Source organism: Nocardiopsis coralliicola (assembly GCF_054779695.1).
On sequence record NZ_BAAGXT010000001.1, the window covers coordinates 361,159 to 373,308 of the forward strand.

The window sequence follows — 12,150 nt, forward strand, 5'->3', positions numbered from 1 at the left end:
TTCGCTCTCACAGAGAGGAAGCACGCTGTGCACTCCATCAGACACAAGGGGATCGTGGCCGCCTCCGCCGCGCTCCTGGTCCTGCCGGCGCTCTCGGCGCCGGCCCAAGCAGAGGCGCCGCCCGTTTCCGTCCAGAACCCGCAGGACTACAGCGGCAGCGACCTCTACCAGGCCATCTTCTTCGGCCAGGGGCCGGCAGTGGAAGGCCTGGAGGGTATCGTCCCGCAGTCGCCCGACCCCGAGGCGGATGCAGTCGCCCAGCACTACCGCGACATTGCCGTCGCCGACATCGAGGAGACCGACCCCGGCTACTTCGACGCGTTCCACGCCGAGGTCACCAGCGGAGACCAGCTGCGCGTCCTCGACGCGCTGAGCACCGCCGGCGACAAGGCGGTGGTGGCACTGCAGGAAGAGGGCATCGACCTCGCCGCCGAGGTCGATTCGGGCAACGCCGAGGCCGAGTGCATCTTCATCGTGGTCGTGGTGGCGGTAGCCGCGGCGATCACCGTGGCCGGCGGCGCCAACGCCGTCGCCGGAGCCAACTTCGTCGCCGCGGCCAACGTCGCGGCCCAGGTCAACGTCGCGGTCGCGGCCGCCGACGAGCAGACCCTCGACCAGGACCGCTTCGTCGACGACGTCACCCAGCGCCTGTCCGCCTGACCGGTCCGCAGCGGTCGCCGCACGCCGGCGGTCCCGCCGCACCGCACGGATGAGCGGGACGTGCGGCCGATGAGGACCGAACGCCGGGGGAGGGCGCCCTCCGCGGCGCCCTCCTTCCCCGCGCACCCGGCCGCCTGCCGGATCCGCCAGGCGGCCGGGTTGCTGCGGTCCCTGCCATCGCCGGCGGCTGCAGCGATCGGAGTACCGGACCCCTCCGGCCCCAGTGCCGCGCGCACCCGCGGCTGCGCGGTGGCAGCCATGCCGATCCGCCCCTGAGCAGCACATTCGCGAGAACGGGCGGCGCGGATCGCGTTTCAGCGAGGGCGCGCGGGGCGACGCAAGACGGGGAGGGGCCGGCCGGCCCCGCCACGGTCTGAGGCGGCCGGACGTGCACCGGCGCCCCGCGCGGTGCCGAGCCGCTCGCCGGCCGCTCCGGCCAGTACAGCGGCAGGGCGGGCGCTCGGCAGCGACCAGACGGCGAACAGCGAAGGAGCCGGCATGACCTGCAGCGGATTCGACCAGATCTTCCCGCTCGGACAGCCCAACGACGCCTTCGCGCAGTACTTCACCGGGCAGAGCTACCTGGCTCCGCTCGCCGACGGCAGCGTCCCGGTCAGCAACGTCTCCTTCGAGCCGGGCTGCCGCAACAACTGGCACATCCACCACGGGACCGCAGGCGGCGGAGACCAGGTCCTGCTGTGCACCGCGGGCAGCGGCTGGTACCAGGCCGAGGGGGAGGAGCCCGTGAGCATGGAGCCGGGTTCCGCGGTCCGCGTCCCTGCGGGGACGAAGCACTGGCACGGGGCGAAAGCCGACTCGTGGTTCTCCCACATCGCGTTCATCACCCCGGGCGAAGGCGTCCGCAACGAATGGCTCGAGCCGGTCACCGACGAGGTGTACGGCGAGCTGCACGACAACGGGGGCAACACATGGCGATCCTGAACGACACCTACACCCTGTCCAACGGCGCGGCCATCCCCAAGCTGGGGCTGGGCACCTGGTTCATCGACGACGACAGGGCCGCCCAAGCCGTGCGCGACGCCGCCGCGCTCGGCTACCGCAACATCGACACCGCCCAGGCCTACGGCAACGAGCGCGGCGTCGGCGAGGGCCTGCGCACCAGCAGCGTCCCGCGGGCGGAGCTGTTCGCCTCCAGCAAGCTGGCCGCCGAAATCAAGGACTACGACGGCGCGGCGGCCGCGATCGACGGATCGCTGGCAGCGATGGGCCTGGACTACATCGACCTGATGCTGATCCACAGCCCCCAGCCCTGGGACGACTTCCGCGGCGGCGACTACGCCGAGGGCAACCGCGAGGCGTGGCGCGCCCTGGAGGACGCCTACCGGGCGGGAAAGCTCCGCTCCATCGGCGTCTCCAACTTCCTCCAGCACGACCTCGAGAACATCCTGGCCGGCGCCACCGAGGCCCCGCACGTCAACCAGCTGCTCGCCCACGTCGGCAACACCCCGTCCGAGCTCATCGCCTACTGCGCGGCCCAGGACATCCTGGTCGAGGCCTACTCGCCGATCGCCCACGGGGAAATGCTGAAGAACGCCGACGTGCGGTCGATTGCCGACGCCTACGGCGTGACCGTCCCGCAGCTGTGCATCCGCTACACCCTGCAGCTGGGCACCGTGTCGCTGCCCAAGACGGCCAACCCGGAGCACATGCGCTCCAACGCCCAGGTCGACTTCGCCATCTCCGATGACGACATGGCCGTGCTGCAGAGCATGAAGGCCCAGGACTACGGCGAACACAGCAGGTTCCCCGTCTACAGCGGCAGGTGAGAACCGGTCCGCGGCGCACCGCCCCGCGGACCGGCAACCGCGCAGATCCGCCGCCGGGTCCAGGGGGCGGTGCGCGGGCTGTCTGAAGAGACCGGTTCGCCCCTGCGGTGATCTCGGTGCCTTCGCCACGGCCGGTCCGCGGCGGATGCGGGCGGTTCCGGTGCGGCCGGAGCAGGGGGCCCGGCCCACCACCGCCCGGACTGCGGCTTCCCTTTCTCAGCCGCCGGCGCGCAGGTGGGGCCTGTTCAGGAACCGGCGGTGACAGCTGCGTGCCGGTGTCCCCGCGCGCGGGGCAGCTCATCGGCCCCCGCGTCAACCGCGCCGTCGCCCTTCGCCGCTGATGCCCGCAGCGGATGGCCCGAAGCCGGCGGCACGGCGCACGGCGCCGCCGCTCGCGTCGCACACGGGCGCGCCGCCTGGTCAGGCGTCCACGCGTGAACCTCGGACAGCCGCAGCGTTGGGGCGCCATGCGCCCGCTGGGGACGCCCGCGGACTGCCCTTCTGCGGCGCAGCGGCCCAACCTGGCCGTCCTGCCGGTCCGCGCGCGTCCGGACCGCTGCCGCAACCGGGAGCGCCCGCAGCAGACGGCGAGGAGACCGCTTTTCGCAGCAGCGACCGTCCCGCAGCGCAGCGATCCGGCTGCCGCGGCCACGGGGCACGCCCCGCGCATCGGTCCGGTCCGCTGCCTGTTCTCCGCCGGGGGGCGACGGCACCGCGGGTCTGCCGGGAGGGATCTGCGAATGCCGGAGAACGGGGAACGGGCCGTCCGCAACACCGGCGGCCCCTTCCCCAACCGCCGGTGTTTCGCACCCAGCCCAGGGTCGAGCCCACCGTGTAGGCGGGCGGCCACACTCGGACACCGCTGGCTCTCGTGCGCGAGAGGCCGCGAGGGAACGGAGAGCCTGTGCCCAGACGACGCATCACCCACCCGCGCACCCCCGCGCCGGACACACCCGAAGACCGCCCGCCGGTGCCGGAGGATGCGCTGCCCGAGCTCGCCGCATCGGTGAACATGCCCTGGCACGCCCATCTGGAGAAGGCCGGGCTGCTCCGCCTGGCCGGCCAGCTGCCCCGCCTGATCGCGATGGTGCTGCGCTGGTCGTGGCAGGCCAGCCGGCGCGACACCGTGGCGATGGTGGCCTGCAACGCCGCCACGGGTCTACTCACTGCCGTGGTGCTCAGCGGCGTCGCCGGCATCCTGCAGGAGCTGTTGGCGGCGGGCCCCACCCCCGAGCGGGTCCGTGCTGCCGCACCCCTGCTGGCGCTGATCGCCGCGGCCACCATCGCGCGCGGCGGCCTGCGCAACGCCGGCGCCTGGTTCCAAGCCCGCCTGGAGCCGCTGGTGCGCGCGGTCATCGAACAGCGCCTGTTCGCACTCACCTCGCAGGTCCGCCTGGAGTCCTACGACGAGTCCGCGTTCTCCGATGCCATCTACCGCGCTCGCGACCGCGGCCTCAACGAGGCCGGCTATCTGCTGCGGTTCGGTGTCGACGTCGTGTCCTACGCCATCGGCCTCATCGCCATCGCCGGTGTGGTGACCGTGCTGCACCCGCTCCTCCTGCCGCTGCTGCTGCTGAGCGTGGTGCCGATCGCCTGGGCCGGAGCGCGCTCAGCGCAGATGCGCTACCGGCGCATCCGCGAGCTCAGCACCCTGCGCCGGCGCCAGTCCATCCTCGCCGAGTACCTGGCCGAACGGGCCTCAGCGGCGGAACTGCGCTCCTACACCATGGAACAGGGCCTTCTGGCGCGCTACGGCCGCCTGCTGGACTACGTGCGCACCGAACTGCTCATCGTCGCAGGCCGCCAGACGGCCGTGCGTACCGCAGGCGACGCCGCCAGCGGGCTCACAGCAGGCCTGACCCTGATCACCCTCGGAGCGCTGCTGGCGCTGGGCGCCATGCCGCTGGCGGTAGCCGGGGCCGCCTACATCGCCCTGCAGCAGGCGCGCACCGCGCTGAGCCAGCTCATCACCGCCGTCACCGACACCTACGAGTCCGGCCTCTACGTCGCCGACATCGAAGAGGTCTTCACCGCCGCCGCGAAGCGCCTGCCGCCCCCGCCCACGGCCGATGCCCCGAAGGAACTCCAGCGGTTGGAGATCGACGACGTCACCTTCGCCTACCCCGGCGAGGCCCGGCCTGCACTGGACGGCGTCAGCCTGAGCGTGCAGCGCGGCGAGATCGTCGCGCTGGTGGGAGAGAACGGCTCGGGCAAGTCCACCCTCTCGCGCCTGATCGCCGGGTTGTACACCCCGCAGTCGGGGCGGATCTGCTGGAACGGCACCGACGTGGCCGCCATCGACCCGGCCGCGCTGCGCGCCCGCATCGCCCTGATCGCCCAGCACTACACCCAGTGGCCTTTCTCCGCGCGTGACAACATCACCATGGACCCCGAAGGCGAACCCGACGCCGACCGGCTCCAGCGCGCCCTGGAGCTGTCGGGGGCTGATGAGGTCATCGCCCAGCTGCCCGCGGGCTTGGACACCCTGCTCGACAAGCGCTTCGCCAACGGCGCGGACCTTTCCCAGGGCCAGCGCCAGCGCATCGCCGCCGCCCGCGGCCTGTACCGCGATGGCGACCTCCTGATCGCCGACGAGCCCACCGCTGCCCTGGACGCCCGCGCTGAGGCGCTGGTGTTTGCGACCCTGCGGGAGGCCTCGCGCGGCCGCACCGTTCTGCTCATCACCCACCGGCTGGCTTCGGTGCGCATGGCCGACCGCATCATCGTGCTCGAACGCGGCCGCGTGGCCGAACAAGGCACCCACGCCGAGCTCATCGGCGCCGGCGGGCTCTATGCCGAGCTGTACGGCATCCAGGCAGCCGCCTACACCGCACCCCCCACCGCACCCCCCACCGCACCCCCCACCGCACCCCCCACCGCACCCCCCACCGCACCGCCCCTCGCTCCGGCGCCGCATCGCGAGGAGCAGAGCGCGGCAGACACGTGACGACTGCCGGGACCGATGCCGGAGACGGGCGCTTCGGGCACCCGCGCCGTCCCCTGACCGGCGACTGCGCCGTCCGCACCCGACACGAGGGCCGCGTGCCGGCCGGAGCAGGCCCGGTCGAGCTGGCGCGGGCCCTCCTGGCTGTGCACAGCACGGATCGTGTCCATGAGCCGGACCGGGATGGATACGGCCACCCTCACTTCCATGGCACGCACCCGCGCGGCCCAGCTCCTGCCGGACCCCGCCGGCGACTGACCCGGCCGGCGAGGCCGGCCGTTTGCGCCCAAGCCTGCCAACCCGGATGAACCTGCTGGTCAAGGGCGGCAGGGAGGGGCTCTGAACAGGCGTGTGCCGCCAAGGAGCTGCGCGGCGTTGTCCCGCCGCCCGGGATGGCCATGCTCAGCCGCGCGCTCACCCGCTCGCTCACCCGCTCGCAAGCAGGAGGGAGCGCTACCGGCCCGGCACACTTCGTGCGCTGTCCCGGCTGATGGAGCCTGCCGTGTGGTCGCCGGCCCGCTCTGCCAGCAGCTGGAGGGCGTGCGCCGAGGGTGAACCGGGCTCGGTGTCGTAGACGAGGAGCGTTTGGTCGGCATCGGCGCCGAGTACGAGCGCCTGGTAGCTGACGGTGAGGTCGCCGGCGAGCGGATGGCGGTAGTCCTTGGTGCCGGTGGTGCGCCGGTGCACGCGGTTGCGTGCCCAGAGCCGCCGGAACTCGCTGCTGTGGATCGACAACTCGCCGATGAGGCGGCCCAGCAGAGGGTCGTCGGGGTAGTTGCCCGCGTCCACGCGGAGCATGGCCGCCGTGTCAGCGGCGACCTCGTCCCAGTCCCGGTACAGCTCGCGGGCGTGGGGGTCGAGGAAGACGAACCGGGCCTGGTTGCGCTCCCCTGCGGGCATGGCAGCGAAATCGGCGATGAGGAGGGCGGCGAGCCGGTTCTGCCCGAGGACGTCAAGGCGCCTGCCGAGGACGAAGGCCGGCCGGCGGGCCGCATCGAAGGTGTCCAGCAGCGACCGCGTCGGCCCGTGGAGCTGCTGGGGCCTGCTGGCGCGCCGCCGCCGGGACGGCGTGGGCCGGGCGATGGTGTGCAGGTGGGCCCGCTCGGTGTCATCGAGCTGGAGCGCGTCGGCGAGCGCATCGAGCACCGACTGGGAGGCGCTCTTGCTGCGCCCCTGTTCGAGGCGGGTGTAGTAGTCGACGCTCACCCCGGCGAGCATCGCGAGTTCTTCGCGCCGCAGACCGTCGACCTTGCGCCGCGCGGCGGCGGCGATGCCGGCGCGTTCGGGTGTGAGCCGCGTGCGCGCGGCACGCAGGTAGTCGGCCAGCGAAGGCTCGAAGTCATCGCTCATGGATTCATTTTCCCTGGATGCGCGGTCCTGGTGAAGGCGCGAAGGGGGCCCGGCTTGTCCCTGGAAGCTTCGGGCCTTCACCTCCGCCGGGGCGGCATCGAGCATGACAGGGCCGCGCAACCGCGGAGCCATGACCCCGATCCTCACGCTAGGAACCGCTATGTCTGTCTGGATGGTTACCGGAGCCGCCCGCGGCTTCGGCTTGGAGATCGCGCGCGCTGCCCTCGCCGGCGGTGAGCAGGTCGCCGTGGCCGCGCGCACGCCGGAGCGCCTGCCCGACGACGTCCGCACGCACCCCAGGGCGCTGCCGGTGGCGGTTGACGTCACCGACCAGTCCCGCATCAGCGCGGCCGTGGCCGAGGCGGTCGACCGGTTCGGCACCATCGACGTCCTCGTGAACAACGCTGGGCGCGCCCTGCTCGGCGCCCTGGAGGAAATCACCGACGAGGAGGCCCGGTCGCTGTTCGATGTGAACGTCTTCGGGCTGATCAACACCACCCGCGAAGTCCTTCCGGTCATGCGCAGGGCCGGGAAGGGCACGCTCGTGCACATCGGGTCCCGTTCCGGGTTCGAGGGGGAGCCGGGCGTGAGCATGTACTCCGCGTCCAAGTTCGCCGTCGCCGGGATCAGTGAGGCCCTTGCCGCAGAGTTGGCGCCTTTCGGGATCCAGAGCATGGTCGTCGAGCCGGGCGTATTCCGCACCGACCTCCTCGACGCCTCGTCCGTGCAGCTGGCAGAACGGCGCCTTGCCGACTACGACGGCACCCCCGCGCACGCCACGCTGGACTGGGCCGGCGAGGCCAACCATACCCAGCCCGGCGACCCGGTCAAGGCAGCCGCGTTCATCTACCGGGTCGCCACCGGCGAGACCCTGCCCTCCCACCTGCTGGTCGGGCAGGACGCGCTGGATCGCCGAGCCGCGGTGACCGAGCGGATCGACCGCGAGACCGCGCCCCTGCGCGAGGATGCGGCAGCCACCGGACACGGCGGCAACGGGTGACCGGGATGCCTCTCCAGGACCGGACGGCCGCGTGCGCGCAGCTGCCATGAGCCCGCAGACGCGGCAGGCCGGCCGGCGGTCCTCATGTGCTGGGGCCGCCGGCGGGCGTTCCCAGCGACGGGGCGGTGGCGCCCGTCCGAGGCCGGGGCCGGGGCCCGCCCCTCGGGGGCGGCGGGCCCCGGCCCCGGAGACCGGCGGAGCGGCGCTCAACTGCGGATGACCTTGGTCTCCAGGTACTCGGCCAGGCCGGCGGCCCCGAACTCGCGCCCGTTCCCGGACTGCTTGTAGCCGCCCCAGGGGGCGGTCCAGTCGAACTCGGTGTCGTTGATCAGCACGTAGCCGGCCCGGATGCGTTCCGCGACAGCGGTGGCGGCCTCCAGGTCGCGGCTGGTGACGTATGCGGCGAGGCCGTAGGGGGTGTCGTTGGCGATCGCGACCGCCTCCTCAACGGTGTCGTAGGCGATCACCGACATCACCGGGCCGAAGATCTCCTCCCGCGCAATGGCCATGGCGTTGCTGACGCCGCTGAACACGGTCGGTTTGGCGAAGTGGCCCGCTTCGAGCCCGGCGGGCTTGCCGAGCCCTCCGGTCACCAAGCGGGCGCCCTCCTCCAGGCCCCGGCGGATGTAGCCCTGGACGGTGTCCCACTGCCCGGCGGAGACCAGCGGCCCCATGAAGGTGTCCTCAGCACGCGGATCGCCCAGGCGCAGCTCCTCGACCTCGGGGACCAGGACGGACAGGAACTCTTCGACGCGGTCCCGCGGCACCAGCGTCCGGCTCGGCGCGCTGCACAGCTGGCCTGTCATGGCCAGCAGCCACGTCTTGGCGGTTTCCACTGCCATCGGGAGATCGGCGTCCGGCAGCAGGATGTGCGGGGACTTTCCGCCCAGCTCGGTGGTGACGCGCTTGGCGGTGGGCGCCGCTGCGGTGGAGACCCGGGTGGCGGTGGCGAGGGAGCCGGTGAACGAGACGGTCCCGACCCCCGGATGCGCGCTCAAGGCCGCGCCGGCGACGGGCCCGCGGCCGTTGACGAGGTTGAACACCCCGGCCGGAACGCCGGCCGCGTGCATGATCTCCGCCAGGATGACCGCGGAGTACGGGGTCAGCTCGGCAGGTTTGAGGACCACCGTGCACCCGGCGGCCAGCGCCGAGACGGTCTTGCCGACAGGCTGGAGGACCGGGAAGTTCCAGGGGGTGATCAGCCCTGCGACCCCGAGAGCCTCCTTGCGAACCCGGGTCTTCCCGCGTGTTTGTGTGAACGCGAAGTCCGTGAGCACTTCGATGGCGGTGGAGATCTGCACCCGGCCGGTGGGCAGGTGCGCTCCGCGCACCAGGTTCAGGGGCGCCCCCAGCTCCTCGGTGACCGCCTGGGCCAGGTCCTCGGCCCGGTTGTCGAACTCCGCCAGCACCCGCTCCAGCAGCGCGATCCGCTCCTGCGGTGTGGTCTGGGAGTAGGACGCGAACGCGCGCTCCGCAGCGGTGACGGCGGCATCGACGTCGGCCTCGCCGCCGAGTGACACTCGGCCGGTGGCTTCCCCCGTCGCCGGATCGCGCAGTTCCAGAACCGATGGGTGGAGCGGGGCACGCCAGGCTCCGTCGATGTACAGCTCTCTGTGCTCGCGCATGATGGGCAGCTTTCGTCGGAATGGGCCAGGGCCGCGCCGCGGACGTTCCGGCGCTCCGATCCCTGGCCGACCCCCATCCTGGAACCGGGCCGGGCGGTCATCCAGAGAAGGAATCTCCTGGGCCTCCCCTGCCTGGGAAAGCCATTCCCCCCTCGGCTTCCCGGCTGGAGCACGACCACTGCCGCTATCGCCCGGCGGCTGGGCAGGACCGGGTGCCTGAGGGAGCCCTTCACCAGCGGCGCTGCCGCTTGGTCCGGCTCAGCAGCGCACCGATCGGTGCATCGCCGGATGCCGGGAACCGGCCGGGGCCGGCACTCCGTCGGAGGGCCTGGACCGCATCACCGGAAGCAGGAGTACACCGTGGCGAAGCGCAGGGCCGGTGGCCCGAGCAACAGGAAGTCCGGAGCGGGCCGAGGCCGCGGGCGTGCCCCCGGAGCCGCCCGAAGGAGCGGTCCCAGGGGATCGAGCGGTCCTTCCGGAACGGTTCACCGCCGCCCGCCGGGCCGGCCGGGCGGGCGGCAGCGCGGGGGAGTCCAGTCGGGCCCCCTGGGCGGGATCCTGGCCTGCGGCTGCTTCACGGTCTTCGCGATCTGCGCGGTCGCCGTCGTCGCCCTGGTGCTGCTGCTGGGGTAGGTGCCGGCGCTCACCGCGCGGCCACGGGACCTGCTCCTCCGCCGCGCGGCGGGTAGTTCAGGATCGCCGCGAGCAGGCGGGCGCGGCCGGCGGCCGTCCGGGTGGGACCCGCACCGGCTGTACCCCGGGAGCCGGCTCAATCGTCAGCCTGCTGTCTCCTCCTCTCCCGGCCGAGATGCGTGGAGCAGTCTTCGCCGCGGGCGTCGCGCCGGGTACTCACGGCGCTGGCCGTCCCCTCCGCTCGCCGCTCGCGGAGTGCGGGGTGTCTGCTCGTGCCTCTACTGGCACTGGGTGGTGATCGCCTCCGCGCCTCCCCTGTCCTCCCGGAAACTCGCCACCGGTGCGCGCCCGTGAGGGGCTGCGCGCGGACGCTCGCCGGGATCGCGCCGCACCGCCACCTCAGCGGAGACCGGTGTCAGCGGCCGGCGCGGAGGGTCGACGCGGCTTGCCGCACCAGCCATGGTGCGAGGCCGCGGTGCCGCGGGGCGAGCGCGGTCCAGACGAGTCGGCCCAGTCGCCTCCGGTAGCGCATCGCCGTCATCAGGTGGACCCGGTCGGGCCCGCGCCGAACGAGCAGCCGGCACTCCACCAGCGGTCCCGCGGCGGCCATGAGCAGATGGGTGTCGGTCTCGGATGCCACGTCCCAGCCGGCGACTGTCCCGGACGTTCCGTCCGGTGCGATGCGCATCCGCAGGAGGGTCTCGAAGATCAGCGTGCGGCTGGTCCTGTCGATGGCCGTCTCGAACATGTCGGCCGCCCATTCGCGGGCATTGCCGGGAGTGGTGGTGGTGAGCACGAACTCGTCGACGTAGTCGGGCTCGAGATCCACCAGGGACAGTGATCCCGGGTCGACTGAGCCGTAGCCGAGCGAGCCGGATACCGGCTCACGGTCACGCCACGCCTGCTCCCATGCTGCGGTGAGCCGCGGCCACATGATCAGGCGGCGAAGCGGCGCGATAGCCCGCAGGTACACCCTGCCGATGCGGCCGTGCGGTCGGGCGAGCACCGTCACGATGAGACCGGGCCCGTCCTCCCCGGTATCGGTCCACCCCAGATGCAGGACACCGTGCACGGTGGCGTCGGCGACCTCCGCGGCCGCTTCGCGATCGGTCGCGTAGACCGGCGCCAGGAGGCTGCGCCCGGTGGCCACCGCCGGCTCCAGGTCGCTCGGAAGCCTGCGGCGCAAGGACCGGACCCGCCCGTCGGGTCCGCTCGCGGCGTGGTCCCAGCCCATCCTCGCTCCCGCCCGCCGGTGCACCGCGAGGAGGAGGCCTGCCAGGCGTCCGAGCGCGGCGGGAGCGCCCGCATCCTCGATCGTGGCGCGGATCTGCGGGAAGTCCTGCGGCCCGGCCCCCGGAGCCGCGATCCGCCAGACGTCCTCGACCTCGAAGTCGGGCGTGAGGCCGTGGATACGCCACGGCTGACGACGGAACACCGAAGGATCGATCCTGGACATGGTCATCCACCCCATATATACGCGACCGTATATTTGGCATGATAGCGAAGTTATACGGTGGCGTACAGATAGGCTGTGAGCCATGGCACGGGCACGTACACCACCTTCCGCCTGGGTTGAGCAGGGCTTGGAGGCACTCGCGGCCGGCGGGCCAGACGCCGTCCGTGTCGAGCTGCTCGCCGCCCGACTCGGTGTCACCAAGGGCGGCTTCTACGGGTACTTCACGGGCCGTGACCACCTGCTGGAAGCCATGCTGTCGGCCTGGGAGACGGACGTGACCGACAACGTCATCGCGGTGGTGGAGGCGGAAAGCGCCCCGCGCGACCGGCTGCGGCGGCTCATGCAGATGGTCACCGACGGTGGAGCGGCCACCACACGGCTGGCCACCGAGGTCGCCATCCGGGAGTGGTCGCGCCGTGAGCCGCGCGCCGCTGAAGTAGTCGCCCGCGTAGACGAGCGCCGCACCGGGTACCTGCGAGCACTCTTCGGCGAGTTCTGCACTCCGGAGGACGCCGACGAGCGCACCGCGGTCGCTGTATCGGTCCGGCTGGCGAGCTACTTCATGTCGTTCGGTCACCCCGGCCGCTCGCACGACGACGTGGTCGCCCTCGTGATGCGCGACCTTCTGCGCTGACGTGCCTGTCGATGCTGCCCGGCAGCAGGCCAGGTCGTCGGCGTGCCGCGGTACCGGGCGG

General features: G+C 72.5%; 9 protein-coding genes. 6 read left to right on the forward strand and 3 right to left on the reverse strand.

The window, feature by feature from the left end:
* Positions 1-27 precede the first annotated feature (27 nt).
* The 4 genes from ACYVGT_RS01475 (at position 28) to ACYVGT_RS01490 (ending at position 5,394) form a co-directional block, all read left to right on the forward strand.
* A complete protein-coding gene (locus ACYVGT_RS01475; RefSeq protein WP_460854499.1) occupies positions 28-660 on the forward strand; it encodes a hypothetical protein in 633 nt (210 codons plus the stop codon).
* Positions 661-1,158: 498 nt separating this feature from the next.
* The gene (locus tag ACYVGT_RS01480) at positions 1,159-1,602 is read left to right on the forward strand and encodes a cupin domain-containing protein (RefSeq protein WP_460854500.1); all 444 of its coding nucleotides are present in this window, start codon (positions 1,159-1,161) and stop codon (positions 1,600-1,602) included.
* On the forward strand, positions 1,590-2,447 hold the full coding sequence (locus ACYVGT_RS01485) for an aldo/keto reductase (RefSeq protein ID WP_460854501.1): 858 nt from the start codon (positions 1,590-1,592) through the stop codon (positions 2,445-2,447). Before ACYVGT_RS01480 ends, ACYVGT_RS01485 begins: the two co-directional genes overlap by 13 nt.
* Before the next feature lie 904 nt (positions 2,448-3,351).
* The gene (locus ACYVGT_RS01490) at positions 3,352-5,394 is read left to right on the forward strand and encodes an ABC transporter ATP-binding protein (RefSeq protein ID WP_460854502.1); all 2,043 of its coding nucleotides are present in this window, start codon (positions 3,352-3,354) and stop codon (positions 5,392-5,394) included.
* A 450-nt stretch (positions 5,395-5,844) separates the two neighbouring features.
* Here ACYVGT_RS01490 and ACYVGT_RS01495 read toward each other — a convergent pair whose 3' ends face one another.
* Complete coding sequence (locus ACYVGT_RS01495; RefSeq protein ID WP_460854503.1) at positions 5,845-6,741, reverse strand: helix-turn-helix transcriptional regulator; 897 nt, start codon at positions 6,739-6,741, stop codon at positions 5,845-5,847.
* Between the two features lie 160 nt (positions 6,742-6,901).
* On the opposite strand from ACYVGT_RS01495, the gene ACYVGT_RS01500 reads away from it, so the two are divergent.
* Positions 6,902-7,741 carry an SDR family oxidoreductase gene (locus tag ACYVGT_RS01500; protein ID WP_460854504.1) on the forward strand — a complete coding sequence of 280 codons (840 nt, stop codon included), beginning with the start codon at positions 6,902-6,904 and terminating at the stop codon, positions 7,739-7,741.
* 206 nt (positions 7,742-7,947) lie between these two features.
* Here the strand turns inward: ACYVGT_RS01500 and ACYVGT_RS01505 are convergent, their stop codons facing one another.
* Entirely contained in the window at positions 7,948-9,366 is a 1,419-nt protein-coding gene (locus ACYVGT_RS01505) for an aldehyde dehydrogenase family protein (RefSeq protein ID WP_460854505.1), read from the reverse strand.
* A gap of 1,048 nt (positions 9,367-10,414) precedes the next feature.
* Positions 10,415-11,461, reverse strand: coding sequence for a DUF2867 domain-containing protein (locus ACYVGT_RS01510; RefSeq protein WP_460854506.1), 1,047 nt, complete (start codon positions 11,459-11,461; stop codon positions 10,415-10,417).
* Positions 11,462-11,537: 76 nt separating this feature from the next.
* Here ACYVGT_RS01510 and ACYVGT_RS01515 point away from each other — a divergent pair, with 76 nt between their 5' ends.
* The gene (locus tag ACYVGT_RS01515; protein WP_460854507.1) at positions 11,538-12,089 is read left to right on the forward strand and encodes a TetR/AcrR family transcriptional regulator; all 552 of its coding nucleotides are present in this window, start codon (positions 11,538-11,540) and stop codon (positions 12,087-12,089) included.
* The last annotated feature ends 61 nt before the right edge of the window (positions 12,090-12,150 follow it).